At 72.2% G+C, this 25,112-nt stretch carries 23 protein-coding genes; 15 read left to right on the top strand and 8 right to left on the bottom strand.

Annotated features, from left to right (window positions below):
- Positions 1 to 13 precede the first annotated feature (13 nt).
- The 8 genes from ACWDD7_RS20915 (at position 14) to ACWDD7_RS20880 (ending at position 9,058) form a co-directional block, all read left to right on the top strand.
- Positions 14 to 1,273 carry an MFS transporter gene (locus ACWDD7_RS20915; protein WP_450458434.1) on the top strand — a complete coding sequence of 420 codons (1,260 nt, stop codon included), beginning with the start codon at positions 14 to 16 and terminating at the stop codon, positions 1,271 to 1,273.
- A gap of 11 nt (positions 1,274 to 1,284) precedes the next feature.
- Positions 1,285 to 2,553 (top strand): ATP-grasp domain-containing protein, encoded by a 1,269-nt coding sequence (locus ACWDD7_RS20910; protein ID WP_450458433.1) that lies wholly within the window; start codon positions 1,285 to 1,287, stop codon positions 2,551 to 2,553.
- Positions 2,554 to 2,558: 5 nt separating this feature from the next.
- Positions 2,559 to 3,980, top strand: a complete 1,422-nt coding sequence (locus tag ACWDD7_RS20905) for a hypothetical protein (protein WP_450458432.1) — start codon at positions 2,559 to 2,561, stop codon at positions 3,978 to 3,980.
- Between the two features lie 48 nt (positions 3,981 to 4,028).
- Positions 4,029 to 5,276, top strand: a complete 1,248-nt coding sequence (locus ACWDD7_RS20900; protein WP_351864726.1) for an ATP-grasp domain-containing protein — start codon at positions 4,029 to 4,031, stop codon at positions 5,274 to 5,276.
- A 77-nt stretch (positions 5,277 to 5,353) separates the two neighbouring features.
- On the top strand, positions 5,354 to 6,598 hold the full coding sequence (locus tag ACWDD7_RS20895) for an ATP-grasp domain-containing protein (protein WP_450458431.1): 1,245 nt from the start codon (positions 5,354 to 5,356) through the stop codon (positions 6,596 to 6,598).
- A 34-nt stretch (positions 6,599 to 6,632) separates the two neighbouring features.
- The gene (locus ACWDD7_RS20890; protein WP_450458430.1) at positions 6,633 to 7,280 is read left to right on the top strand and encodes a pyridoxamine 5'-phosphate oxidase family protein; all 648 of its coding nucleotides are present in this window, start codon (positions 6,633 to 6,635) and stop codon (positions 7,278 to 7,280) included.
- Between the two features lie 237 nt (positions 7,281 to 7,517).
- Entirely contained in the window at positions 7,518 to 7,655 is a 138-nt protein-coding gene (locus ACWDD7_RS20885; RefSeq protein WP_351864719.1) for a hypothetical protein, read from the top strand.
- A 170-nt stretch (positions 7,656 to 7,825) separates the two neighbouring features.
- On the top strand, positions 7,826 to 9,058 hold the full coding sequence (locus ACWDD7_RS20880; RefSeq protein WP_450458429.1) for a helix-turn-helix domain-containing protein: 1,233 nt from the start codon (positions 7,826 to 7,828) through the stop codon (positions 9,056 to 9,058).
- Positions 9,059 to 9,297: 239 nt separating this feature from the next.
- Here the strand turns inward: ACWDD7_RS20880 and ACWDD7_RS20875 are convergent, their stop codons facing one another.
- On the bottom strand, positions 9,298 to 11,613 hold the full coding sequence (locus ACWDD7_RS20875; RefSeq protein WP_450458428.1) for an ATP-binding protein: 2,316 nt from the start codon (positions 11,611 to 11,613) through the stop codon (positions 9,298 to 9,300).
- Between the two features lie 361 nt (positions 11,614 to 11,974).
- Between ACWDD7_RS20875 and ACWDD7_RS20870 the strand changes: the two genes are divergently transcribed.
- Entirely contained in the window at positions 11,975 to 12,697 is a 723-nt protein-coding gene (locus ACWDD7_RS20870; protein ID WP_450458427.1) for a DUF4232 domain-containing protein, read from the top strand.
- 103 nt (positions 12,698 to 12,800) lie between these two features.
- On the opposite strand, the gene ACWDD7_RS20865 is transcribed toward ACWDD7_RS20870, so the two are convergent.
- From ACWDD7_RS20865 to ACWDD7_RS20845, 5 genes are all read right to left on the bottom strand, one after another.
- Positions 12,801 to 13,202 carry a hypothetical protein gene (locus tag ACWDD7_RS20865; protein WP_450458426.1) on the bottom strand — a complete coding sequence of 134 codons (402 nt, stop codon included), beginning with the start codon at positions 13,200 to 13,202 and terminating at the stop codon, positions 12,801 to 12,803.
- Positions 13,203 to 13,807: 605 nt separating this feature from the next.
- Entirely contained in the window at positions 13,808 to 14,824 is a 1,017-nt protein-coding gene (locus ACWDD7_RS20860; protein ID WP_450458425.1) for a hypothetical protein, read from the bottom strand.
- On the bottom strand, positions 14,821 to 16,815 hold the full coding sequence (locus tag ACWDD7_RS20855; RefSeq protein ID WP_450458424.1) for a hypothetical protein: 1,995 nt from the start codon (positions 16,813 to 16,815) through the stop codon (positions 14,821 to 14,823). Before ACWDD7_RS20855 ends, ACWDD7_RS20860 begins: the two co-directional genes overlap by 4 nt.
- Positions 16,812 to 17,564 (bottom strand): toll/interleukin-1 receptor domain-containing protein, encoded by a 753-nt coding sequence (locus tag ACWDD7_RS20850; RefSeq protein ID WP_450458423.1) that lies wholly within the window; start codon positions 17,562 to 17,564, stop codon positions 16,812 to 16,814. The genes ACWDD7_RS20855 and ACWDD7_RS20850 overlap by 4 nt, the downstream gene beginning before the upstream one ends.
- Before the next feature lie 13 nt (positions 17,565 to 17,577).
- Complete coding sequence (locus ACWDD7_RS20845) at positions 17,578 to 18,870, bottom strand: helix-turn-helix domain-containing protein (RefSeq protein WP_450458422.1); 1,293 nt, start codon at positions 18,868 to 18,870, stop codon at positions 17,578 to 17,580.
- Between the two features lie 276 nt (positions 18,871 to 19,146).
- Here ACWDD7_RS20845 and ACWDD7_RS20840 point away from each other — a divergent pair, with 276 nt between their 5' ends.
- The 5 genes from ACWDD7_RS20840 (at position 19,147) to ACWDD7_RS20820 (ending at position 22,058) form a co-directional block, all read left to right on the top strand.
- Positions 19,147 to 19,296: a hypothetical protein gene (locus ACWDD7_RS20840; RefSeq protein ID WP_450458421.1), complete on the top strand. Its 150-nt coding sequence runs from the start codon at positions 19,147 to 19,149 to the stop codon at positions 19,294 to 19,296.
- Between the two features lie 129 nt (positions 19,297 to 19,425).
- Positions 19,426 to 20,070, top strand: coding sequence for a sigma-70 family RNA polymerase sigma factor (locus ACWDD7_RS20835; RefSeq protein WP_450458419.1), 645 nt, complete (start codon positions 19,426 to 19,428; stop codon positions 20,068 to 20,070).
- Between the two features lie 117 nt (positions 20,071 to 20,187).
- Entirely contained in the window at positions 20,188 to 20,379 is a 192-nt protein-coding gene (locus tag ACWDD7_RS20830) for a hypothetical protein (protein WP_351864688.1), read from the top strand.
- A gap of 185 nt (positions 20,380 to 20,564) precedes the next feature.
- Positions 20,565 to 21,215, top strand: a complete 651-nt coding sequence (locus tag ACWDD7_RS20825; protein WP_351864685.1) for an HAD family hydrolase — start codon at positions 20,565 to 20,567, stop codon at positions 21,213 to 21,215.
- A gap of 39 nt (positions 21,216 to 21,254) precedes the next feature.
- The gene (locus ACWDD7_RS20820; protein ID WP_450458418.1) at positions 21,255 to 22,058 is read left to right on the top strand and encodes an SMI1/KNR4 family protein; all 804 of its coding nucleotides are present in this window, start codon (positions 21,255 to 21,257) and stop codon (positions 22,056 to 22,058) included.
- A gap of 604 nt (positions 22,059 to 22,662) precedes the next feature.
- Here the strand turns inward: ACWDD7_RS20820 and ACWDD7_RS20815 are convergent.
- Complete coding sequence (locus ACWDD7_RS20815) at positions 22,663 to 23,154, bottom strand: MarR family winged helix-turn-helix transcriptional regulator (protein WP_450458417.1); 492 nt, start codon at positions 23,152 to 23,154, stop codon at positions 22,663 to 22,665.
- A 58-nt stretch (positions 23,155 to 23,212) separates the two neighbouring features.
- Here ACWDD7_RS20815 and ACWDD7_RS20810 point away from each other — a divergent pair, with 58 nt between their 5' ends.
- Positions 23,213 to 24,157, top strand: a complete 945-nt coding sequence (locus tag ACWDD7_RS20810; RefSeq protein ID WP_351864676.1) for an amidohydrolase family protein — start codon at positions 23,213 to 23,215, stop codon at positions 24,155 to 24,157.
- Here the strand turns inward: ACWDD7_RS20810 and ACWDD7_RS20805 are convergent.
- Positions 24,105 to 25,112 (bottom strand): MASE1 domain-containing protein, encoded by a 1,008-nt coding sequence (locus ACWDD7_RS20805; RefSeq protein ID WP_450458416.1) that lies wholly within the window; start codon positions 25,110 to 25,112, stop codon positions 24,105 to 24,107. The two genes, ACWDD7_RS20810 and ACWDD7_RS20805, sit on opposite strands and share 53 nt — an antisense overlap.

Genomic DNA, 25,112 nt, shown 5'->3' with positions numbered 1-25,112 from the left:
ACGGGGAGTCCAGATGTCACTGCTGAAGAGCCCCGGGTTCCGGCTGTTCTGGGGTGCCCAGACGATCAGCATGGTCGGGACGAACACGATCAGGACCGCCGTCCCGCTGCTCGCCGCGACCGCGCTGGCCGCGACCCCGATGCAGATGGGGGTGTTGGGAGCGGCGCAGACCTTCGCCTTCCTGCTCGTCGGGCTGCCCGCCGGAGTCCTGGTCGACCGGGCCCGGCGCCGTCCCCTCCTCATCGTCTGCGATCTGTTGCGGGCCGTCCTGATGGTCCTGATCGGAGTGGGCTTCTTCCTGGACCGGATCTCCTTCCCGGTTCTGCTGGCGGGCATGCTGCTGATCGGGTTCGCAACCGTGTTCTTCGAGATCGCCTACCAGTCGTACATCCCGGTCGTGGCGGGCCGTGACCGGCTCGTCGAGGGCAACGCCCGTCTGGAGAGCACCAATTCGCTCTCCCGGACGGTCGGCCCCACCCTCGGCGGCTCCCTCGTGGAACTCGCCGGCGCCACCGCCACCCTGTGCGCCCAGTCGGCCGCGTACCTGCTGTCGGTGTTCCTGCTGTCCCGTATCAGCACCGCCGAGCCGGTCCCGGAGGGACGCCCCGACCGGCGCATGGGAGCCGAGATCCGGGCGGGTCTGAGTTTCGTGCTGCGCCACCCGGTGTTCCGCGCCCTCACGGGTTCGGCATCCACGTACAACTTCTTCTACGCCATGACCGTGCCGCTGGTGACGCTGCTGCTGGTGGACGAGATCGGCTTCTCGGGCACCCTCGTCGGCGCCCTCATGACCATCGGCGGGGTCGGCGGAGTGCTCGGCGCCGCCCTCTCCGGCCGGCTCGGGCTCAGGCTCGGCCAGGTCCGCGCGATGCGGCTGGGCTATCTCACGACGGTGCCCACCACGCTGCTGATCCCGTTCGCCGGCGACGGATGGGCCACGCTGCTGTTCGCCGGCCCCTGGTTCGCCACGGCCTTCGGAATCATCGTCTACAACGTCGGCCAGGCCAGCATCCGGCAGGCACTGTGCCCGCCCGACCTGCTGGGCCGGATGAACGCCAGCGTGCGCTTCCTGGTCTGGGGCATCCTGCCGCTCGGCTCCCTCGCGGGCGGCGCCCTGGGCGAGTGGGCCGGAGTACGGACCGCCCTGTTCGTCGCCGGGGCGGGGATGAGCACCGGCGGACTGTGGCTGGTCTGTTCCCGGCTGCGGAGCATGCGCGACCTGCCCGCGCCCGAGGACTTCCCCTCGGCGCACACCGCCTCCCTGAGCAAGTGAATGGAGCAATCATGTCTTCCCGTTTCGTGGTCTTCATCGACTCGCCGTGGACCGGCGCGGGCCAGGACTGCGCCCGCTACCTGCTGGAACAGGGCATCACTCCGATCATCGTCGCCGCCGACCCGGCCGCACTGCATCCCTCCCTGCTGCACGACTACGCCGAACTGGGCGTGGAGATCAGGGCCTGCGACGTGGACTCCGTCGACGCCGTCGTGGACTTCTGCCGCGCACTCGGCGCACAGGGCGAGGTGGTCGGCGTGACGTCCGTGTACGAGTACTACTGCGACACCGGCGCGCGGGTCGCCGCCCGCCTGGGCCTGGCCGGCCCGGACCCCGAGGCGGTGGCGATCTGCCGCTCCAAGGCGGCGATGCGCGAGGCCATGGCCGGCACACCGGGTCTCAACCCGCTGTTCCGGGTCGCCGGGTCCGTCGCCCAGGCCGTGGGCGCCGCCGAGAGCATCGGCTACCCCGTGGTCGTCAAGCCGCTGGACCTGACGGGCAGTCTCTACGTACGCCGCTGCGACTCGGCCGACGACGTCGCCGCGATCACCGGGCAGGTCATGGAGCTCGGCGAGTACCTCGGCCACACGGTGACCCCGAAGGTGGTCGTGGAGGAGTGTGTGCCCGGCGCCGAGTACTCGGCCGAGATCGTGCACGGCAAGGTCCTCGGCCTCACCGAGAAGATCGGCAGCGAACCGCCGCTGTTCCTGGAGATGGGGCATGTCTTCCCCGCGGCCCTGCCGCCCGAGCGCGAACGTCTTCTGATCGAGAAGGCCGAACAGGCGGTGCGGGCGATCGGTGTCACCTGGGGCCCCGCGCACGTGGAACTGAAGCTCACCGCGGACGGCGCGGACGCCCGCGTCATCGAGGTGAACGGCCGGATCGCGGGCGACCGCATCCCCGAGGCGGTCCGGATCGCCAGCGGCGTCGACATGTGCCGTCTGCACATGATCGCGCTCCTCGGCGGCACCCCCGATCTGACCCTGCGCTGCGACCGTACGGCCGCGATCCACTTCCTGATGCTGCAGCGCAGCGGCCGTCTCGACGCCGTTCACGGCATGCCGGAGGCCAAGGCGGTGAAGGGCGTCCACGAGGTGCACCTGCGCCCGGGAGTCCAGGCGGGCATCACCTACGAGGCCAATGGCTCCAACCGCGACCGCGCGGCCTGGATCATCGCCGAGGGAGCCGACCGGGACGAGGCGCTCGGGCGGGCGCGCGCGGCGGGCGGGGAACTCACCTTCGCCTGGTCGCCGGCCGGCACCGCGGCCGAGGGGGCCTAGCCGGCATGGCGCCCGAGCACGGGCCGGCGAGCCCGGCCGGACCGGTCCCCGGTCGCACGGTGGACGTGCCCTTCGCGGCGGGCGAGACCGCCCTGGCTCCCCTGACCTGGAGTCAGCAGTACTACCTGGCGGAGCTGGACGCGGCCCGCCCGTACGGCCGCAGCCTGTCCATCACCCGGCTCTACCCCCTGCGGGCCGGGGTCCGCGAGGAGGAGGCGGCGGCGGTGCTGCGCGAGCTCGTCGAGCGCTACGAGACCCTGCGCAGCCGGGTGACCCGGACCGCCCCTCCCGCCCAACGCGTGCACCGCCAGGGCTCGTTGCGCATGGCGGTGCACGAGGTCCCGGGGCCCGCCACGGACCACGAGGTCCGAGCGGCGGCCGAGGCCGTGCTCGCGGACCTCGCCCGCCGTCCCTTCGACGTGGTCGAGGAGTGGCCGCTGCGGGCCGCCCTGATCGGCGCCGGGGGGCGGACCCGCTTTCTCGCCCTGGCCTTCAGCCATGTCGCCGTGGACGCCTTCGCGCTGCTGCCGGTCGGCGCGTTCCTGGTCGACCGGTGCGCGCAGGCTGACCCGGTCGCACGGGCCGCGCCCGGCTCCGCCGTCGAGGGACTGCGGCCACGCGAGCTGGCCGAGGGCGAGACGTCCGCGGCGGCGTCCCGCGCCACCCGGCGAGCGCTGGGGCACGCCGAGCGGGCACTGCGGCGCATGCCCGCGGCGCCCGTCGGCGTCGAACCTCCGGGGGCCGGCGAGCGGTACCGCTTCCTGCGCCGCAGGTCGGCCGCACTCGACCTCGCCGTGGGCGCGGTGGCGGCACGCACCGGGGAGAGTCCCGCCTCCGTACTCACCGCGGCCGTGCTGGCCGTCGACGCCGCACGAACCGTCGAGCGGTACGGTGTCGTCCAGTTGATCTCCGCGAACAGGCTCCGCCCGGAGACCGTGAACGCGGTCGTCCCCTGCTCCCAGCCGGTGCTGTGCTGTGTGGACACGCGGGACGCGTCCTTCGCGGAACTGGTCCGCCGCACCGCGTCCGCGTCCCTGCGCGCCTACGCGGCCGGCCCCTGCCCGCCCGCCGCCCTGGCGGAACTGCGGACCATGGTGGAGCAGGAGCGGGGCGTACGACTGGACGGCGCCCCGACCCTCAACTACCGCCCCCGGGCGACCCCGCTGCCCGTCCGGGAGACCGACGCCGACGAGCTGCGCCGAGCCGCGGTCGACGCCCGGACGGACTGGGTGGACAGCGCCATGCTCTGGCAGTCCGCCCACTACCTCAGCGCCGACGTCGACGGCTCGGGCGTCCGGCTGCTCCTGCAGGTCGACACGGATGTCCGGCCTCCCGGGTGGGCCGAACGCTGGCTGGCCGACCTGGAAGACCTGCTGTGCGCCGCCGCATCGGACACCGCGGCCCGCCCGACCGCCGGACCCGGCTGATCCCCGACATCCGGCATCCCCTCGGCACAGACGAATCAGGAGATCCCCATGACAGACACACGACAACAGCAGACCCTCCTCCTGATCGGCGCGGGTGTCATGGCCGAGGGCTACCTGCGCGCGGCCTCGGAGGCCGGCCTGCGCGTGGGCGTCGTCGAGACGCCCGCCCGGCACGCGGCCCTGGTCGGGCGCTTCCCGTGCGTCGTGGACTTCGAGCCGGTGGCGGAGGCGACCGCGACCCGGGACGAGAGCTGGCTCGCCCCGGCCATGATCCTGGCAGGCCGGCTCGCCCCGGACGCCGTGTGGGCGTTCGCGGAGGCCCATGTCATGGCCGCGGCCATCGTGCAGCACCGTCTCGGACTGCCGGGCCCCGGTCTCGACGCCGCGACCGTCTCCCGCAACAAGGCGTTCCAGCGTGCCGAGTTCCACCGCGCGGGCCTGCCGCAGCCCGGGCACCGGCACACGCTGCGGCTGTCGGACCAGCGGGAGTGGGCGCTCGCCCGGTTGCCCGTCGTGGTGAAACCCGTGTCGCTCCAGGGCAGCCAGGGCGTGGAACGGATCGCGAGCGCCGCGGAGTGGGACGACGTGGTGGCCAGGCGGGAGAACGAGGGTCCGTTGCTGGTCGAGGAGTACGTGGAGGGCCAGGAGTACAGCGTGGAGGCACTGGTGCACCAGGGCCGTGTCCTGTTCACCAACCTGACCCGCAAGGAGACCAGCGGCCCGCCGTACTTCGTCGAGCTGTTCCACGAGGCCGGCTACGGCGCCGACCGCCCCCTTCTGCGCAAGGCCGCGGACGAGCTGTGCGCCGGCGTCGTCGCGGCGCTGAACTTCGTCACCGGCGTCGTCCACCTGGAGTTCCGCGCGCGCGCTGACCACGATCTGGTGATCATGGAGGTGGCCGTCCGCACCCCGGGCGACCACATCATGGAACTCGTCGCCCGCGCCCATGACTTCGATGTCTTCGCCGCCTGCCTGCGCCTCGCCCTCGGCGGTGTTCCGGCCACGCCCCCGGCGCCGGTACGCGCGGCGGGCAGCCTCTTCCTCTCGGCCCCGGAACCGGGCCGGCTGGCCACGCTCGGACTCGCCGCGTGGGCGGCCAGGCCCGAGGTCACCGGGCACGACGCCCGCTTCGCGCCCGGGGTGCGGGTGCGCCCCGCACAGAACTCGGGCGACCGGCTCGCCTGGGCGGTGCTTGAGTGCCCGTCCGGGCGTGAACTGCGCCTGCTGGCCGAGCGGTTGGTCACCGAGGCCGTGGTGGAGATCGAAGCCGCCGACGCGCCCGCCCCCGGCGCGTGACCGCCTCGCGCCGGCCCGGGTCCGATCCGCCGGAGCGGCCCCGATCCCCCGACACCTCCACCCGAACAAGGAGTTCCATGTCCAAGCAGTGCGTCCTGATCGTCGGCGGACGGATCGAGAACGTCCGCAAAGCCAAGGAGCAGGGATGCGAGGTGGTCTTCCTGCAGCGCCCCGAGCTGTTCCTCGCGGAGCACGCCAAGCTGGTGGACGCCGCGCTGCTGGTCGACTACCGGGACTGGGGCGTACTCGAACCCCTGATCACCACGGCCCATCAGGTGTACGGCTTCACGACCGCCGTGACGACGAGCGAGGCCGGGGTGGAGCCCGCCGCACGCATCAACGATCTGCTGGGGCTCGGTGGTGTCTCCCACGAGGTGACCCTGCTGCTGCGGGACAAGCTCCGGATGCGCCGCCATCTCGCCTCCGTGGCGCCGGAGATCACCGTCGCCGCTGCGGAACTCGACGGCCGGGAGAGCCTCGACCGGTTCGCGGCGGCCCATGGATACCCGTTCATCGTCAAGCCGGTGGACGGCATCGCCAGCCTCGGTCTCCAACTGGTCACGGACGAGACGGAACTCGACGACGTCTGGGAGACGGCCCGCGGACTGCGCGGCGTGGAGCACCAGTTCGCCTCGGCGTTCCCCATCGAGCGGTTCGTCATGGAGGAGTACGTGGATGGGCCGGAGTTCAGCGTCGAGGCCTTCACCTTCGCCGGCCGGCACGTGATCGTGGCCATCACCGAGAAGCTGACCTCGGACAACTTCGTGGAACTCGGCCATGTCGTCCCCGCCCGGGTGGACCCGGACTCGGCCTGCGCGATCGAGCGTTGTGTGCGGACCTTCCTCGACGCCATCGGGCTCCAGGAGGGCCCGAGCCACACGGAGGTGCGGCTCTCGGAACGCGGGCCCCGGGTGATCGAGTCGCACAACCGGCCGGGCGGCGACCGTATCCGGGACCTGGTGGAGGCGGCGTACGGCTTCGACATCGAGCGCTACACCGTCGCCTGGGCGAGCGGCACACTGCCGGCGCTGGAGACCAGGCCCCCGCTGCGGCAGGCCGCGGCGACCCGCTTCCTGAGCGCGGAGCCGGGCACGGTGACGGCCGTGGAGGGGCCGGCGGCGGCCGCGGAGCGGCCGGACGTGCTGACCGTCGCCCTCGACGTCGCCGTCGGCGACACCGTACGGCCCCTGCGCTCCAGCTGGGACCGGATCGGGCAGGTGGTCGCCGTGGGGCCGGACGCGGACGCCGCGCTGGCGCTGTGCGAGAAGACCTGCGCGGCCGTCGTCGTCCGTACGGAGGTGCCGGCCGATGCCCCCGAGTGACCGGGCGAGCCCCGCCGCACGACCGGATCCGCCCGTGCGGGAGCCCGACGCCACGGCGGGCTCCGGACATGTCGAGATCACCTCCGAGGAGGAGCTGCGCGGCCTGATCGGCGAGCCGAACCCGGTCGTCTTCGGCAAGGCGACCCGGCTGCTGGGCGAGTTCGAGCGGGCGTGGATCCGGCACACACCGCTGGTGCTGATCGCGACGGCGGCTCTGGACGGCACCTGTGACGTTTCCCCGAAGGGCGATCCGCCGGGCTTCGTGCGGGTCCTCGACGACTCGACGTTGGCGTTGCCCGACCGGCCGGGCAACCGGCGGCTCGACAGCTGGCGCAACGTCCTGCAGAACCCGCACGTCGGCCTGGTCTTCGTGATTCCGGGGCGGGGCGACACCCTGCGGGTCAACGGGCGGGCGCGGCTGGTCCGTTCGCCGACGCTGCTGGACGGGATGGCCGTCAAGGGCAATCGGCCGCGACTGGCGCTTCTGGTGGACGTCGACGAGGCCTATTTCCACTGCGCGAAGTCGTTCATGCGGGCCGGTGTCTGGGACCCGGAGTCATGGACACCGGAGGCGGTGCCGTCCAGGGCGCGCATCGCGAGGGAGACGGAGTGGAAGGACGTACCCCTCGACGTGCTCGAAGAGCGGTACGGGGTTGCCTACGAGCGTCGTCTGTATCCGTGACCGGCGGATCGAACATTCCGGCAGGGGAGCCCCGCATGCCAGGGGACCGTCAACGTGATGACCAGGTGAACAAACGGTAATTGCCAATCCTTGGCAAGCCTTGCCAAGCCGATCGGTCGGGACTAGCTTGATGGCATCAGGCGGGCCACACGGGGGAAACGGCCACCTCTGCAGTGCATTTGCCCGCGGTCAACGGTGATCGCGCCCATCCGGAAACAAGGCAAAGGATTGATCATCGTGAAGGCTCTCATCGGCGGACTGGCCGCCCTGGCGCTCTCCCTGTTCCTCACCGCGGGGCACACGGCGGCCCAGCCCTCCGTGCGCGCGTCCGTGAGCGCCCAGTCGGCCCCGGCCACCGGCATAGACTGGCCCTGACGTGTCAGGATCTGGAAAAACGCAAACTTGCCAAATGTAGACAAGGTTTGCCACACTCTTGGGTGGGGGGAGTCGCCGAGGCGGCTCCCCCTTGAGAGCCAGGGCCGTACGCGCCTGTGCGGGGCGCCGCCGGCTGAACGTGATCATCACCCTTGAGGACGGATCCACTCATGCTGGAGCAGCCGAGCTTCGGCCGACGTCTGCGTCAGCTCCGACTGCAGCAGGGCAAGTCGCAGTCGGAGCTGACCGGGCCCGGAATGTCTGCCGCCTACCTGTCCAGGCTCGAATCCGGGGCGCGGCCCCCGACCGAACGCGCCGTGGCGTACCTGGCCGAACAACTGGCCGTGCCCGTCGAAAGCTTCGCCCAGTACTCCGAGAACGATCTGGCCGACCTGGTCATGACCCTCTCCTCACGGCCCCAGGGCGAGCGTGACGGAGAGATCCGGGACCTCCTCAACGACGCGCTGAGCACCGCGGTCGACGTGGATGCCACGACGCGCTGGGAGGCCCTCGACCTCTTCGCCCGCCAGCACTCGGCACTCGGCGAGTTCCAGGAGGAGCGCGCCGTCCTGGAGAAGCTGGAGGTGATGAGCCGCGAGTTGAACCGCCCCGCGCTGCACGTCTACATCCTCCAGCGCATCGCCCGATGCTGCCGCAACCTCGGCGACATGGAGGGGGCCCGGCGCTCGGCCCAGGAAGCGCTGGAACTCACCCGGCGGCACCAACTGCGCGTCCTGACCGCGGACCTCGTCCGCGTCAAGCTCCTGCTCATCTCCGCCGAGGCGGAACTCGGCAACCTCGCGGAAGCGGCCGCCCTCAGCACCGAAGTGTGCGAGAGTCTGCCGCACGGCGAGGGCGTGCTCGCCGCCGAGGCCTACTGGACCGCGTCGACGGTCCGAGCCAGGCAGGGCAACTTCGGCCAGGCCTTCGAGTTAATCGAGAAGGCGCTCGCGGCTGTGGAGAGCCGCGAGGAACTCACCCTGTGGATGCGCCTCAGGCTGGCCGCGGCAAGCCTGTCGCTCCAGTCCCTGCCGCCCCGCCTCGAACGGGCCCAGTGCCTGCTCACCGAGGTGGAGCCTGCGCTCAAGCTCGCCGGCCCGCCGAGGAACGTGCAGGAACTGCTCCTCCTCAAGGCTCAACTTGCCTACCGGCAGGGGTACATGGAGCGCTCCAGCGAGCTTGTCGCGGCCGCCGAGGGCGATGTGCACCTGCTGACCTACCGGGACCAGATCCGCTTCCGGCTGCTGCGCGAGATGCTCGCCGCCCACGCCGGCGACCCGGGCGCGGACCACCGGCTGCGGGAACTGGCCGCCCAGGTGCAGGCGGCGCGGATGCCCGACCTCAGCGCGGAGGTGTGGCGCGCCATCGCCGAGGGCGCGCCGGCCACTCGGAAGTCGGGTTAGAGAACACCGCCGTTCGGGCCCGTGCCCCCGGACGCGAGGCGGCCGCCCGGTCGCGCACCGGACGGCCTCCGGTTCGCGGCGCCGGCGGTGACCGCAGGCGGCTTCCCGGGTGGGCCGACACCTCTCGGACGACGCACCAGACGGAGCGGGTGGCGATTCCGGAGCCCGCGGCGAAAGGCGCCTGACCAGGTGATTCGCCGTTATGCCCGGTCACCGGCGCCAGAGCCCCCCGCCGCCGCTCACATGGCGGCGCCCGCCTCGTCGAGGGCCGTGAGGGCGGCCGTGGCCTCGGCCTGGCGTGGGTTTCGTAGCTCGGTGAGGTCGTCGCGGGCGGTGCGCAGCGTCGCACGGGCCTCCGGGTGGGCCAGGGCGCTGAGGACGTGGCCCAGGTCGAGGCGGGCCGGGCCGGCCCAGGCCGGCATGTGGGCGGACTCGAAGGCGGCGAGTGCCTGGCGGAGGGGCGGTTCGGCCTCGGACCAGCGTTCCAGGGCCGCGAGGTCGTTGCCGATCTGCTGCCGGGCGACGGCGTGGTAGAGCGCGATCAACTCGTCGGTACGGCCCGGGATTCCCGCGCGGCAGATCCGCTCGCTGCGGCGGTGGGCCTCCAGGGCCTCCGCCGCCCGGCCGGCCTGGCGGAGCAGTGTGCCGAGGGAGTTGAGGATCGTCAGCTCGCCCAGCCGGGCCTGCGGGGAGTCCTGGGAGGCCAGGCAGCCGGCCGCCTCGCGCAGCCTCGCGTGAGCCTCCTCCATCCGGCCCTGCCGGTGCAGCGCGCCCGCGCCGTAGCCGAGTGCCCAGCCTTCCTGGAGGCCGTCGCCGCAGTCGCGGGCCGCCACGAGCGCGGCGTCGGCGGTCGACAGGGCGGTGTGGGGATCGTAGAGGCACATGTTGTAGGCCCAGGCGAGGTAGTTGAGGTGGACCGCCTCGTCCCGGCTGCTGCCCAGCAGGCGGGCGGAGTCGGCGGAGCGCTGGAACACCTCGACCCACTCTTCCCAGTGCTGGTTGAGGTCGGAGAACCAGTGCATGGCCTGCGCCGTGTCCACGACCTGCCGGTGCCGGCCGGTGCCGTGGGCCCGGCGCAGCGCGGCGAGCCACTGGGCCCGTTCGGCCTCCAGCCAGGCCCGCGCCTCCTCCCGGCCGGCGGGCGCTCCGTCCGGGTCCGGGTCACCGTCCCTCTCGCCGAGGGCGCTCCCGTCGTGTTCGACGTCGAAGTGCAGCGCCGCCGCCGTGGCCCGGCGCAGCATCCAGCGCGCGGTCCGGTCGAGGGCCTCGTCGCGGATCTCGGGGCCGTCCTCGGCGGCGACCTGTTCGGCCGCGTAGAGCTTGAGCAGGTCGTGGAAGCGGTACCGCTCGGCGGTGGCGTCGCTCTGCAGCAGTCCGGCGTCGGTCAGTTCCTCGGCGCAGGCGACCGCCTCGCCGTAGGAAAGCCCGGCCAGGAGCGCGCCGGTCTCGGGGCTGAAGTCCGCTCCGGCGGCCAGCGACGCACGGCGCAGGAACGTCCGTGAATCCGGAGGTAGTTGACGGTACGAGAGCGCGAAGGCGGCGCGCACCCGCAGGCTTCCGGCCTGGAGTCCGTCCAGCCGCCTGCCCTCGGCGGCGAGGCGCGCGACGAGCTTGCTCAGGCGTTCGTGCGGGCGGCTGAGGAGCCGCTGCCCGGCGATCCGCACGGCCAGCGGCAGATGTCCGCACAGGTCGGCGAGATCGCGTGCGGCCTGTGCCTCGGCCCGGACCCGGTCCGGGCCGATGATGCGGGTCAGGAGTTCCACCGCCTCCTCGCGCCGCAGCAGGGTCAGATCACTGCGGTGGACGGACTCCAGACCGGCGAGGGAATGGCGGCTGGTGACGACGGTCAGCGACCCGCCGGTGCCCGGCAGCAGCGGGCCGACCTGGGACTCGTCGACGGCGTTGTCCAGGAGCAGGAGCACGCGCCGGTCGCCGACCAGGGATCGCCACAGGCCCGCGCGGTCCTCGGTGCCGGCCGGTATCGCGGCGTCGGCGATCCCCATCGCGCCCAGCAGCCGGGCCAGCGCGTCCCGGGGCGCGGTCGGCTCCGGATCCATGCCGTGCAGGTCCAGGGCGAACTGCCCGTCCGGGAAGTGCGGGGCGAGGCGGTGCGCGGCGTGCACGGCGAACGCGGTCTTGCCCAGCCCGGGTTGCCCGGCGACGACCGCGACCGCCGGCCGGTCCGGACCGGTGTCGCGCGCCAGCTCCAGCAGCCGGGCGAGGGCCGGGCCGCGGGCGGTGAAGTCCTGGATGTCGCGCGGCAGGGCCAGGGTGCCGGGGGCGATCGGGCCGGTGGCCGCACGGGGGCGCGGGCGGCCCAGCGCGGCGGACTTCTCCAGGGCCGCCGCCTCGTCGTCGTCCAGGCCCAGCGCCTCGGCCAGGACCTGGACCGTACGGCGCTGCGGCCCCCGGGTGCGCCCGCGTTCCATGTCGGCCAGGGCCCTGACGCTCACCCCGGCCGTGTGCGCGAGCGACTCCTGGCTCAGCCCGGCGCGGGCCCGCAGCCGGCGCAGCCGCTGCCCGAAGTCCCCCGTGAGGGGCGTGCCATCACGCACCGTCGACGTCCCCGATCGTCCGGCTCGTACGGATGCGAGCCCCGGCAGAAGTATGGCCGACGGTACTTCTGCCGGGAGAACCGCCTGGGACGCGGAACCCGCAGGTGGTGAACTCAAGGCAGGGCGCAGGACACCGAGTTGCCGGACTCCGCGATGTCGGGTTCGGCGAGTTCGCGTGCACCCGCCGTCCGATTCCGGGTGCACCCGCGGTCCGACGCCGTGTGCACCTGCCGTCCGCTTTCGCGTGCGCCCGCCGTCCGACTAACGGCCGGGCAAGGGCGATCGAGAACCGACACCAGCGGTATGACTTCGGCCGCGGCCACCGAGCCGCGGCCCCGAACCACTCACGGGGGAGATCTCCATGAACACGCTGCACCGCTCCGCCCTGCTCGCCGCCGCGGGCACGGCCCTCGTCCTGTCCCTCACCGCCTGCCAGGGCGACGGGGACACCAAGTCGTCGCCCACGCAGGGCTCTTCGGTGACGGTGGAGTCGCCGAGCGGCGACAGCGGCGGCAAGGGCACGACGGGTTCGAACGGCTCCGCGAGTCCGACGGGTTCCACGGGTTCCACCGGCACCGGCGGCTCCACGGGGACGACCGGTTCGTCGACTTCATCGGGCTCGACCGGCTCGACCGGCTCGACCGGCGAGCAGGCGTCCGCCTCCACCCCCGTCTGTGCCGCGCGTGACGTCCACATCACCGCCGCCACGCAGGGCGGCCCCCCCTACACCCACATCGTGCTCACGGCGAAGAACACCTCCCGCCGCTCCTGCCGGCTGACGAGCTTCCCGCACATCCAGTTCCTGGAGAGCCACAAGCAGGACGTCCCGGCCGTCGCCAAGAGCAAGCCGGCCGGGCCGGTCGTGCTCGCGGCGGGCGCTCCGGCCTACGCCCTGGTCAAGCTGTCCGACGGCGGCCGCGACGAGGACAACGAGCCCGTGACGGCGTTCTCGGTCATGCTCGCGGGCGACCCGACGGTCATCGCCGTCACCGCCCCGGGCAGCGAGGGTATCGCCGTCGACCCGGCGAAGGCCCTCACCGGCTACTGGACCCCGGAACTCCGCAACGGCGCGGACGACTTCTGATCCCCTCCCCGGGGACGACGGGCGTAACCGCCCGCCGGGCGAGAACAGCCGGGGCCTTCCCACCGGCCCCGGCTGCGGCCTGGACCACGTTGACCAACGGGGACTAACTGCTCAACGGGTCCACGCACGACGAAGCGCCGGCGCACGCCCCCACCTTCACGGCCGGCGCCGCGCCGTCGTCCTCGCTCGACCCGGCCGCCATGCCGATGACGGCGAGCAGCACCACGGCGAGCACCAGGCACAGCGGGATCAGCCCCAGGATTCCCTGCGGGCGCGCGAACACCGACTTGCCGGGGTTCAACGGAGGCCGGTGCCCGGCCGAGACCGGCTCCGGGATACGGCGGATCGTGGACAGGGAGGCGAGGTTGATCAGCAGCGTGATGGGCGTGATGACCACCGACATCGGACCCCACCACCCCTGCACCATGGTGTTGGCCTGCATCTCCCGGAAGGTGGCCAGCCCACAGGTACGGCACATCGTTCCCTTGCGGCGCAGGGAACGCATGACCACGATCATGCCCTGATGCCCCCGCACCGTGACGGGCGCCGCGGGCGCCGCCCCGCATATCTGGCACCCCTCCATCGGACCGCTGTACGGCTGCGCCTGCTGGTACGGCCCCGGTGCCTGCGCATACGGCCCGGACGCGGGTGCCTGCTGGTACGGACCAGGCGTGGGCGCCTGCCCGTACGGTCCCGCGGGCGCGGGCGCGTATGCAGCCGGCCCCGGCTGCTGCGCGTACTGCCCCGGCGCGGACGCGTACGCCCCCGGAGCCTGTGCGTACGGACCGGGCGCCTGCTGATACGGCCCTGGACCCTGCTGATACGGTCCCGGCATCTGCCGAGGGTCGGGATACGACGGTGGCGTGCTCAACTGCGACCTTTCGAAGGGTGCATGTCAGACCTGACAGAACGGCACCGCAGCCTACTCATCCGCCACAGCCGATTCCTCCCGGCCGCGTGCCCGGATCACCCGAGGCTGCCGGATCGGGCCGGAGACCGCACGCTACCGACGCCACCCCAACCGCGCACCATCGCATGGTGATGAAAGCGCCTCCGGAATGTCATGCGGCCCGCCGCCGACGGCGTCGGTGACACGCCTCCGGCACCCTTCTAAGCGGCCTCGTCCCCCGGAGGGGCGAAGCGGCGGAGCAGTTCCTCGGCCGTCTCGTAGCGGTTCTGCTCCTTGATGATGTGGGCGAGCTGGGCGGCCAGCATCTCTCGGCGGGGATCTCCGTCCGTGAAGCCCATGGCGTCGAAGAGGTCCGCGACGAGATCCGCCGCCGACCGCCGTCGCGTGGGTTCCTCGGGGTGTTCCGGGGCGATCGGCTCGTCGGGACGGGGCGGTGACAGGAGGTCCTGGAGACGCTCGGGGATGTCCGAGTCGTTGGCCGCCGAGGTGAGCCGGGCGAGCAGGCCGAGGTCGGCGACCGTCTTCTCCACGTGCTCGTCGTTCTTGGCGAGCCACCAGACCACGGCGCTGCCCGTGTCCTTGAGCACGTCCTCGCCCAGGTACTGGCGTTTGCTCTGCTCGTACGTGCGCTGGTGTTCCCAGACCGCCTTGTCCTTGCGGACCTCGGCGAGCCGGTCCAGGCGTTCCTGGTCCTGCGGGCGCAGGGTGAGGCTGATGTTCTCGGCCATGGCCTGGAGTTGTCCCGTGGGGTCGGGGAACATCCGGCTGAGGAGGCCGCCGAGTTCGTGCTGGACGAGCGACGCCTGGCCCGGCTCGCGCTTCTCGGTGAGGACGCGGGCGCGGTTCAGGACCGTTTCCGCGGCGAGCCCCGGGGGGTTGAGGACGGGTGCGTTGCCCGGCGAGTCGACCAGGTACCACCGTACGGTCGCCGAGAAGACGAAGTCGTAGTCCTCCCAGAGACTGGGCAACGCCACCTGGCTCACCTGGCAGTCCGTACGTTCGACGGGCGGTGCCGTGAGCTGTTCCTCGAAGACGACCGGCACCGGCCCGCGGCGCACGGCGGCGATCTTCATGGCGGCGGCCGGGACGACGACGAGCAGAACCGCCAGCGTGGCCCACGTCCAGGCGGGCCACCGCTCGGTCAGGCCGACGATGGCCAGCAGCAGGGCGCACAGAATGGTGAGAAAGACGGTCGTCGTCTTGCGCGCGGTCGTCACGGTCGTGTCCCCCTGGTCGATGACGGTGGCGGGCCGGCCGGGCGGAGGCCCTGGGCCGCGCCGATCTTGTGCAGCAGCAGCCCGGTCGTCTCGGCGGCCCGCACGGGTCCCCCCGGAGCCGTACGTTCGGCGGCGCGGGCGGCCGCGTACAGCGCGGCGAACAACTCACCGCGCCTTTCCCGGCCTTGTTCCGCCGCGTCGACGAGAAGGTCGAGCAGCGACGCGTCGACGCGGTCGGCACCTTCGGTGGCCCGGTGCAGCCAGGCCGCCGCCTGCGACTGCCATGTCGTCCGGGGCAACCCGGCGAGTACGGCGCACCAGCAGGCGGTCAGGGAGCGTCGTACGCCCGCCTCCTCCACCAGCGCGCACGCCGTACGGGTGGTGTCCGTCAGCAGCTCCGGGTCGCTGACGTGCAGGAAGATGGTGAGGTCGGGGGGCGTGGGGCCGCCGTACCTGGTGAGGCGGTCGAGCAGTGTGCGGTGGAGCCGGCCGCTTTTCGCCACCAGTGCGCGCAGCGCGTCCAAGGCGCGGGTGGTTCCGCGTTCGCGCCGGGCCAGGTGGTACAGCCGGACCAGGGCCATGTCCGGGTGGTTGGACGCGAGGACATCCGCGCACACCTGGACGAGCACTTGGGCGAACTCTGCCGTGAGGCGGTTGTAGGCGCACCACTGGTAGATCCGCTTCCGGAACGTCCCGCCGTGCGCCGGGTCGTCGAGGCCGCGGGTCAGCGCCTGCACCGCGGCCTCCAGACGCACCTGGGCCGCCGACTCGGCGCTCCAGTTCTCGGCGAGCGACGCGAGCCCCTCCGGGCGCCCGGTGCGCAGGTACTGACCGGCCAGCCGCGCCACCAGTCCGTCACGGACGGCCGGCGTCAGGTGTGGATCGTCGAGTTCCACGACGTCTGCCGCCCATGTGCCGAGGTAGGGGCGCAGGTCGGGCATGTGGTCCCAGAAGTGGGCGCGGACGGCGGAGTCGTAGTCCAGCTCGGTGAACCGCACGTGACCGTCCGCGTCCGTGCCGGCCCCGATCTCCTTGAGCCGCTCGGCGAGATCCTTGTGCTGGAGCAGCGGGATCTCTCCCGAGCCCGGGCCGAGGGCCTTGAGCAGGAGTGCGGCCGCGCGGTGCACGACGTCGGCGTGTGCGTCGTGCAGCAGGGCGACGGTCACCAGAAGCGCGCGCTGGGGCGCTTCTGGCAGCCGGGTCACGAGCCCCGCGACCTCCTCGCGCCGGTCGTTCCGCGCGCCCCTCGCGATCGCACACCACTGCGCCAGCCCGTCGCCGGGGCGAGCGGACGCGCGGGCCCGGCGCACCAGGTCGGCGAGGTCCGCGATCTCCCGCATCGGCCGCTCGGCGACGAACTCTTCCGTTTCCGGGTCGAGTTGTTGCATGTACTGCTCGTACGGCAGCCCGTGCACGCGCAGGTGCCGTCTGAGCACCTGACGGCCCGGGGGCCGACGGATCTCGACCCGGAAGCGCTGGAGATCGGGGTCGAGCGTGTCGCGGTGCGGCATGACGACCACGAGGCGTGCGTTCTTCTCGTGGACGGACTTGCGGAGGGTGGACAGGCCGGCCCGCGAGGCGGACCATCGGGCGGCGTCGGACAGGTCGAGCAGCAAGCGGTCGCCGGTTCCGACCAAACTCGGGTCGTGCAGGGGGAGTTGCTCGTCATCGCCGGGCACCAGCTCGCTGTAGACGCCGCTTTCCCGGTGGTACTCGTACAGGAGCACCTTGGCGGCCGAGTTACGGCCGCTGCCCGGGGCTCCGTCGAGAATGACGGTGCCGGTGTCGGCGAGCGTGGCGCGGGCCTCGCCCATGTTGTCCGGGGCCACCAGCATCCTTCGCAACCAGACGAGTTGGTCGTCCGCGACCTTGTGGAAGGCAGGTCCATGGGGATTCCGCGACTCGGTGCCCAGGTGCACATGGAAGTCGCCGCCGCCCGTGTGCGTGAAGGCGTTCGAGCTGTCGATGCGGGTACCGCCGAACCGGCTCACCGGCCGTCGTCCCCGCACCGTTCGGGCGCGTCGTAACGGTGCTGGACGCCGCCGTGGTTGTCGCCCTCGAAGTACGTCATCCCGTTGCCGGAGAAGTGCCGGCCGCCCGAGACATGGCGGGAGTTCTGGTAGATGCTGCCGCCGCCCGTGTGCACGGGACCGTGGGCGTCCTTGATGACGGTGCCGCCGACGTCTCCGGTGAAGTCGCGGCTCTGTACGGCGGTTCCGCTCATGTCGTCGATCGAGTTGGTGACGGAGCCCGGTGACGCGTTCTCCTCGGCCCTGGTCAGGTCGGTCAGGCCGGGGACCAGGTCGGCCACGAGGTCGCCGACGCGCCGCAGGCCGGTCTCGGCGTCCTGGGTGTCGAACGGGACGGACTGGAGGTCGGCGAGCCGGGACAGCGCGTCCGGCAGGGCGGCCTTGTCCAGCCGGGCGGTCTTGCGGCCGTCCAGGATGGGCACGACGGGAACCTCGCAGGCGAACGCCTCCTCGATCTCCTTGCGCACCCAGTCTTCCGGGTTGTTCAGCCGGGACCGGAAGTTCGTCCAGTCCGGTCCCACGACGGCCAGGAGGAGGGAGGCGCGGCGCACCGTGGTGAGCAGCTTGTCGGGGAAGGCCTCGCCGGGGGTGATGGACCTCGACGCGCGGAAGACGCGGTCACGGCCGAAGCGGCGCTTCAGCTCCTCGTCGATCAGTGCGGCGGTCTTGTCCCCGTCCCCGGTGCGGTAGTTGATGAAAACCTCGTGCATGGTGACGTCTCCTTCAGGAAGTGGACAGGCGTGACAACGTGCCGAGTCGCGGGCCCAGTCGGCGTACGGCAGGGTGATCCGCGTGGCGGGCGAGCACGCGGGCGAGGCGGCGCAGATCGGTGATGACGGTCGCCGAACGCACCGCCGCCACGCCGTCGAGCAGCGGCTCGGTCAGCGCACAGGCGTGGTCGATCTCTCCGGCGGAGGCGTAGGCGAGCGCGCGGCGCACCCCGTACCGCACCCGGGTGCGCACCGCGTCCGGGCCGACCAGGGCGAGTTGCCGGTCGAGCGCCTCGCCCGCCTCCTTCGGCCGGCCGAGGTCGACCAGGCACCAGCCGGTGACCATGGCGACGGAGTCGGGCAGGTGCATGGTGCCGATGACCGGCTCGTCGGCATCGCTCTCGTGCCGGGCGAGCAGGTCGCGGGCCCGGTCCAGGGCATGGAGGCAGGCGGTGCGGTCGCCCGCCAACGCGTGGCCCTGGGCCTCGCGTTGGGCGGCGAGCCCGCGGATCCTGGGCGGCAGTGTGCCGCTCTGGGCGCGGCGGGCCAGGGCGACGGTCTCCGTGGCGTCGTCCCGGTACAGCGTGACCAGCGCCCTGCGGACCAGCGCGTACCCGGCCAGCGCCCGGTCACCGCCCGCGGCCGCGAGATCGACCGCGCGCCGCGTCCACCACAGGGCCGCCTTCTCGTCCCCGGTCTCCTGCACCAGCCAGCCGACGTACTCGGCGTACCGGGAGCCCAGCGCGAGGAGCTGGCGACGGGTGGCGGGGTCGGAGTGGGCGGACAGTTCCCGCAGCGTGTGCGTCTGGGCGATCAGCACGGGCAGGAGGAGTCCGGGTGCCACGGACTGGCCGAGCTTTCGGTAGTGCGTGAACAGCGAGCGGGACGCCTCCAGCATGCCCGCGCCCGCGGCCGGGGTCGCCGGGCCCGTGCCGTCCGGGCGCCAGGTCATCAGGGAGGCGACACCGGCGCCCATCACCTGGCGTCGCCCCACGGGGTGGAACCGGTTGGGACCGTCCGGCGACAACTCCATGATCCAGTCCTCCTCCTCGATCTGGCCCGGCTCGGGCTCGGCGGGTGTTTCGGGGGCGCCCTTGGGGACGAGGGCGATCAGCTCTCCGCCGGCACCGAGCGCGGCGTCACACAGCCGGGCGAGGTCATGACTGGGCGTTTTGATGCCCCGCTCGACCTTGCTCAACTGCGCCTTGCTGTAGTGCACTTCGCCGGACAGGGCCGTCAGGCTCAGTCCGGCGGCGAGCCGGCGCTTCCTCAGTTCCTCGCCGAACCCGGGGGACGGGTGTGCCACGGAATCCTCCAAAGCCCCTCCGTCCGGGCCGGGTCGGCGCTGCACGAAAGCGTGCGGCAACCGCTCGGGGGCGGACAAGGCGATCGATGCTGTTTCCCGTTTCCTTCTCTGAAGGCGGGGTGCGCCAGGCGCGGTTCGCGAAGTGATGATGGTCACCAAGCCCGGTGCTCCTTCGGGGGTTTGCCCGTGCGGCCCGCTCTGGTGAGACCGGCGCACGCCGGTCGCGCCGGAGCCCGGCACCGGTCCGGCGTCGTGTACTCCCCTGGAGCAGCCCGAATGGATCCTGTCCACAAGCTTCAACGCGCCCTGCTGATCCTGTTCCTCGCGGGCCTGGTCACCTATGTGGCCTTCCTCAACCCGCCGCTCGGAGTCGCCCTTCTCGTGGGCGTCGGAGTCGCGGTCTTCGTTCTGCAGGTGCTGAGTTGAGTGCCGCCTCTGCAAAGTCCTGGGCCCGAAACGCACCGTACGCGGTTCGCGCCACGGCATGGATGGACGAGCGGTGAACCGCCGCCGGCCAGTGACGAGTTAGCCGAATGACGGGAAGGACTGGTCCCTATGCGCAACGCCCCCGATGTTCGAGGGCCGACGGAGCCGAACGACCCACCGAGTACCCCGCCGGACCCCGTCCCCGGCGCCCGCCCCGCACCGGAGCCCAAGCCCCGCCGACGGCTGACGGCCGAGCAGGTCGGGGAGTTGCAGCGGCTGAAGCCGTTCCTGGAGGGCATGGTGCGTCAGGCGCGCATGCAGTACCTGCTGGAGGACCTCGTGCAGACATGCGTACTGCAACTGGTGCGCGCCTGGTCGAGGCCGGACTTCGTCCTGGACCGGCGGGACGGCGGACGGGCCTTCGCGCGCAAGGTGATGCGCGACGTCATCGCGGACGCGGCGCGCGGCAGGGACCGCGATCTCTCCTCCCCGGTGCACGAGTTCCCCGAGGTGCCGGTCGAGGCGGACGAGGGCGACCACGCACGGGAGGTCCGCCTCAAGGCCATCGACCGGTTCCTCGCCGAGAAGCTGACCGGCAAGTTGTACCCGGTCGGCAGGCTCGCGATCGTCGAGGGCCTCAGCCAGGCCGAGATCGCACGTCACCTCAGGATCGACCGGCATACGGTGAGCCGCAGGTTCAAGGACGTGTGCAAGTCCCTGGAGCCCTACAAGGAAACGATCTACGACGAGGTACTGGGCGACGTGACGAGCTAGTGCCGCTACTCGGGCTCACGGGAGGGGGCCCGCACGTCGCCTCCCGTGAGCCCAGGTTGGGTCCTAGCGACCCGGAGAACATGTCCACTCGCGAACTCATGGGAGGAAGCACGCGAGATGTACCAGACATTCGAACTACTCCGCCAAGCGGCGGAGGCATGCCGGGCGCCGACTCGGCAACCACCGGAAGAGATTGATCCGGTGAGCTGGGAGGCGCTGCTGGACCGCGTCGAGGATCAACTGGAAGAGGAAGATCGAGACGACGCCGGGGGCGTCTCGGCCGACTCGCTCACGCTCCACACCTGCTGAACCGCGCCAAGGGGAAACGGCGGTCGGCACGGCGGCGCACACGGGGAATCCGAGGTCAGATCCGCACGGGGGAGGGACCCGGCCTCGGACGAGTGACGCGTCGTACGACAGCTGGACACCAGGCCCGGCGTGCCACCTCTCGGGGGAGAGGGGCGGCACGCCGGGCAAGCGCTTATGCTGCCGGGATGATCAAGCCGACAGAGCTCGTCGTATTCGACTGCGACGGCGTACTGGTCGACAGTGAGCGCATCGCCGTCCGCCTCCAGGTCGCCCTCGGCGCGGAACTGGGCTGGCCGTTGAGCGAGGACGAGGTCGTCGGCCGGTTCATCGGCCGCTCGCACGCCGCGATCCGCGAGCAGGTCGCCGATCGGTTGGGCGCGTCGATCGCGGCGGTCTGGGCGGAGCGGTTCGAGCGGTTGCACCGGGAGGCGGTGGACACCGAACTCGCCCCTGTGGACGGGCTGGTGGAGGCTCTGGACGCGATCACACTGCCGACGTGCGTGGCGTCCAGCGGGTCCCATGACAAGATGCGGCACACCCTGGGGCGCACCGGACTGTACGAGCGTTTCGCGGGGCGCGTCTACAGCGCCTCCGAGGTCGCGCGCGGGAAGCCCGCTCCGGATCTGTTCCTGCACGCCGCCCGGAGCATGGGAGTCGACCCCGCTGCCTGTGTGGTGGTCGAGGACAGCGAGCCCGGGGTGCGGGCCGCGCGCGCCGCGGGGATGCGGGCGTTCGGCTACGCCGGGGGACTCACGCCGGCCGAGCGCCTTGAGGGACCGGACACCGTCGTCTTCCACGACATGCGCAAGCTGCCCGCGCTCATCGCGGAGCAGTGACGCGCCGCGTTGTCAGTGGGGCGCGCTTCACTGTCCCCCATGGAGCTCACCCAAGCGACCGTCAACGACCTGCTGACCCGTCTCGGGCCGGAGGGCGGCCACATGTACCTGCCCGTCGGCCTTGACACCCAGGAACTGACCGACCTGCTCGGCGCCAGGTACGGCACCCCGCGCACCCTCGTCCTCGACGGCTTCACCGATCCGACGGTGGACGAGGCCAGGGGCGCGGCGCTCCTCCTGCCCTTCGAGGGCCGGGCCGTCACGATACGGGCGTGGGCGTACGGGGATCAGTGGGTCGGCACGGGTACGGCGCGAGACGCCGAGGGGACCGAGCGGCCGGTGCTGGCGGTCGCTCGCAGACAGGTGCCCGAACCGTTGGCGGTCGCTCCGGGAGAGGACGCCGACTGGGTGCGGCGGCTCATACGGATCACCGGCTGGACGGATCCCGCGTGGCGGCCGGACGTGGACTGGGCGGAGCCGGAGTCGCGCCTGGGCACCGCGCTGCCGCACGACTACAAGCGCATGGTCGAGATGTTCGGCGAGGGCGCCTTCGACGGCTTCCTGGATCTGAACCAGGAACCGTGGACGCATCTCAGGGAAGACGGGCTGCTCATCTGGGCGGGTACGGAGCACGAGGACCTGTACTGCTGGCGGACCGACGGCGACGACCCCGACCGCTGGCCCGTCGTGGTCCGGTCCTTCGACGGCGAGGACCTCTCCTTCGACTGCGGGACGGCGGAGTTCGTCTGCCGCATCCTCGTCGACCCGCACCATCCGTACACGCTGGCCCGCTATTTCGACACCCACTGGTTCATGAACTACCTGGACATGGCCGGTCAGTAGCCGCCGAGAAGGATCCGCACCCCGCGCAGGGGCTCCGGGCCCGCCGAGCTGTGCCGGCGGGAGGGGCCGGCGGGGCGGCGGCCTCACCGGAGGAGGAGGCGGGTGGCGGCGTCCGCTCTCGATGGTGGCGGGTCCCTCGGGGGCGGCCGGGCGGATGCCGGCGGTGGCCGTGTCGGCGGTCAGCGCGATGTCGTCCGTGCCGGGGGTGCGGAGGCGGGCGACGAACCGCTCGTCCGGGGCGGGAGTCGGGCCGGACCGGCCGCGGGCGAGGAGGGGGCTGCCGACGGAGACGACGCGGTGTTCCGTCGTCTGCGGCTCGTTGCGCGCTCGCACCGCCGTACGGTCGCCGGTCAGGTCCCGGCGGTGCAGGATCAGCTCCTCGCGCAGGTGTTCGGCGAAGCAGGCGGCCGTCGCGGCCCGGCCGGCCGACGTGGTCGCCGTGTCCGGTGAGAGGTCCCGCGTGGCGGCCGCGGCGGTGTCTGTCAGGTGCGCGCGGTTCCGCGGGAACGCCGACCGGAGGTGGGTGTCGGACGGACGGCGGTAAGGGGCCTCGCGGTCGAAGCCGCGGCTCTCCACGGGCGCGCCCGCACCCCGGCCGGCGGGTTCAGTCGGTGCCCGTGTCGGCGACCAGGTCCGTGAGGCGGTGCAGCAGGGTGACCAGGAGGGCGCGCTCGGCCGGGGTGAAGGCCTCGTAGGCGCGGGCCTGGCGCTCGCGCAGACGGCCCTGGAGTGCGGTGAGCCGCTCGGCGCCGTCGTCGGTGAGGCTGACCAGGACGCGCCGTTCGTCCTCGGGGGAGCGGCGGCGTACGACCATCCCCTTCGTCTCCAGTTGCTGCAGCATCCGGGTCGCGGTCGGCACGCTCACGTCCGCGCTGCTCGCCAGCCGGCCCACCGGCAGGTCCGCCTCCGTGGCCAGCGGTTCCAGGAGGGCCACCTGGGCCAGGGAGAGGCCGCCGTGCTGCTCGGCGCCGGTCGAGCGGGCCCGGCGCATCGCGAAGAAGAGCGCGTCGGCCGCCTGGGAGATCGCCTCCGCGCCGACGTCGCCGTCCGGCGCCGAGTCGGCGGCGTCGGGAAGGCTGTTGCGTCTGTCGCTCATGGGTGCTACTTTAGCAAAGCAATCGTTAGCACCCTAAATGTTAGGGAGGTAAGAGAGGATGTCCGCTTCTCGACGCATCGACGTCCATCAGCACCTCATCCCGCGGGCCTACCGGGAGGTGATGGAGCGGCACGGGGCCACGGCCGCCGGCTGGCCCACGCCCGCGTGGGACGCGGAGAGCGCGATCGCGGTGATGGACCGCCGCTCGATCGCCACCGGCGTCCTCTCGGTCAGCGCGCCGGGCACGCATTTCGGCGACGACGCGGAGGCCCGCGCGGTGGCGCGGAATGTCAATGAGTACGGCGCGGAGCTGGTCAAGGACCGCCCCGACCGCTTCGGGCTCTTCGCCGCCCTTCCCCTGCCCGACGTGGACGGCGCGCTCGCCGAGGCCGCCTACGCGCTGGACGAGCTGCACGCCGACGGCGTGGTGCTGATGTCCAACGCCCACGGCCGCTACCTCGGCGACAAGGCGTTCGCCCCGCTCTGGGCCGAGCTGGACGCCCGTAGCGCCGTGGTGTTCATCCACCCCACCGGTTCGGCGCTGCCCATGCTCGACGGCCTGCCCGGTCCCGTGGTCGACTTCCCCTTCGACACGACCCGGACCGCGCTGCACATGACGCTCAACGGCGTGATGAGCCGGCACACCCGGATCAAGGTGATCCTCTCCCACGCGGGCGGTTTCCTGCCCTACGCCGCCTGGCGGTTCACCCTCGGCGCCCCGTTCAACCCCGGTACCACGCCCGACGGCATCCTGGCCGACCTGCGCCGCTTCTACTTCGACACCGCCCTGTCCGCGAGCCCCTCCGCCCTGCCCTCCCTGCTCGCCTTCGCGGCTCCGGGCCACATCCTCTACGGCAGCGACTCGCCCTTCGCCGCGGAGGAGTACGGCACCCTCTTCGACTCGATGCTCGACGGATACGACGGCTTCGAGCCGGGGCAGCTCGACGCGATCAACCGGGGTGGTGCCGAGGTTCTTTTTCCGAGGCTTGGGGCGGCGGCCTGACCTGCTGGTCGCCGGTACTGGAGAGCCTCGACACCAGTTCGGCGAGATGGCCGCAGGCTCGGGCGATCTCCCTCTGGGACCTGTCCCGCTCGCTGACGGCGGCGGCGACGAGCAGGGCGGTCAGCGCGGAGGAGCCGTTGTATGCCTGCAAGGTGATCATGTTGGTGAGCAGACCGTGCCCGGCGAACGGTCCCGTGCCGTGTTTGGCGGCGATGATCCCGAAGGTCGACATGGCCAGGGCGCAGGGCGCGGCCCCGGCCAGCCGGAAGCGGAAGGCCGCCCAGATCAGCAGTGGGAAGCCGAGGAAGAGCAAGGGGGTTCTGCCGATGTCGATGACTCCGATGCAGGCGGTGGCAGCGAGGAGCAGCAGTGCCTCCGCCCAGCGCGACGGCGGCACGTTCCTGGGCAGATGTGCCCCGCTGAGCAGGAGCAGGACCGGTGTCACCACCAGGACGCCCATCGCGTCACCGGTCCACCAGACCCACCATGTCGTCCAGAACCGGTCGGTGGGCAGCGCACCGGTGAGGACCAGCGTCCCACTGCCCGCCGTCGCGCTGATCAGCGTCCCGGTGAAGGCGCCGAGGAAGATCAGCGCCAGGGCGTCGTACAGCCGGCCCAGGTCGGGGCGGAAGCCCGCGCGATGGAGGAGCGCGTAGGAGCACAGGGGTGCGAGGGTGTTGCCCACGACGATCAGGAAGAGGGCCGCGTACGACGGCCCGAGGAAGAAGTTGGCCAGCAGTGCGCCGAGTGTGATGCCCGGCCAGATCCGCGGACCGCGCAGCAGCAGGCTCGCCACGGCGATACCGGTCGGCGGCCACAGGGGGGTGACCTGGCCGCGCACCAGTTGCTGGAGCAGCCCCAGCTCGGCGGAGCCGTAGTAGAGCGCCGCGACGGCGCAGATCTCCAGGACGGCCATGCCGCCGCGCCGGAGTGCTCCGTGCCATGGGACCGTCAT

Source organism: Streptomyces sp. NPDC001056, assembly GCF_053598955.1.
Note: the sequence above shows the minus strand (reverse complement) of the source record. Positions and strands in the feature narration are given on the sequence as shown.

Bases quoted from the DNA above. Each gene is read 5' to 3' on its own strand.
- ACWDD7_RS20915 (WP_450458434.1), top strand. From the start codon at position 14: ATGTCACTGCTGAAGAGCCCCGGGTTCCGGCTGTTCTGGGGTGCCCAG.
- ACWDD7_RS20910 (WP_450458433.1), top strand. From the start codon at position 1,285: ATGTCTTCCCGTTTCGTGGTCTTCATCGACTCGCCGTGGACCGGCGCG.
- ACWDD7_RS20905 (WP_450458432.1), top strand. From the start codon at position 2,559: ATGGCGCCCGAGCACGGGCCGGCGAGCCCGGCCGGACCGGTCCCCGGT.
- ACWDD7_RS20900 (WP_351864726.1), top strand. From the start codon at position 4,029: ATGACAGACACACGACAACAGCAGACCCTCCTCCTGATCGGCGCGGGT.
- ACWDD7_RS20895 (WP_450458431.1), top strand. From the start codon at position 5,354: ATGTCCAAGCAGTGCGTCCTGATCGTCGGCGGACGGATCGAGAACGTC.
- ACWDD7_RS20880 (WP_450458429.1), top strand. From the start codon at position 7,826: ATGCTGGAGCAGCCGAGCTTCGGCCGACGTCTGCGTCAGCTCCGACTG.
- ACWDD7_RS20870 (WP_450458427.1), top strand. From the start codon at position 11,975: ATGAACACGCTGCACCGCTCCGCCCTGCTCGCCGCCGCGGGCACGGCC.
- ACWDD7_RS20865 (WP_450458426.1), bottom strand. From the start codon at position 13,202: ATGCGTTCCCTGCGCCGCAAGGGAACGATGTGCCGTACCTGTGGGCTG.
- ACWDD7_RS20850 (WP_450458423.1), bottom strand. From the start codon at position 17,564: ATGCACGAGGTTTTCATCAACTACCGCACCGGGGACGGGGACAAGACC.
- ACWDD7_RS20840 (WP_450458421.1), top strand. From the start codon at position 19,147: ATGGATCCTGTCCACAAGCTTCAACGCGCCCTGCTGATCCTGTTCCTC.
- ACWDD7_RS20835 (WP_450458419.1), top strand. From the start codon at position 19,426: ATGCGCAACGCCCCCGATGTTCGAGGGCCGACGGAGCCGAACGACCCA.
- ACWDD7_RS20830 (WP_351864688.1), top strand. From the start codon at position 20,188: ATGTACCAGACATTCGAACTACTCCGCCAAGCGGCGGAGGCATGCCGG.
- ACWDD7_RS20825 (WP_351864685.1), top strand. From the start codon at position 20,565: ATGATCAAGCCGACAGAGCTCGTCGTATTCGACTGCGACGGCGTACTG.
- ACWDD7_RS20820 (WP_450458418.1), top strand. From the start codon at position 21,255: ATGGAGCTCACCCAAGCGACCGTCAACGACCTGCTGACCCGTCTCGGG.
- ACWDD7_RS20815 (WP_450458417.1), bottom strand. From the start codon at position 23,154: ATGAGCGACAGACGCAACAGCCTTCCCGACGCCGCCGACTCGGCGCCG.
- ACWDD7_RS20810 (WP_351864676.1), top strand. From the start codon at position 23,213: ATGTCCGCTTCTCGACGCATCGACGTCCATCAGCACCTCATCCCGCGG.
- ACWDD7_RS20805 (WP_450458416.1), bottom strand. From the start codon at position 25,112: ATGACGGTCCCATGGCACGGAGCACTCCGGCGCGGCGGCATGGCCGTC.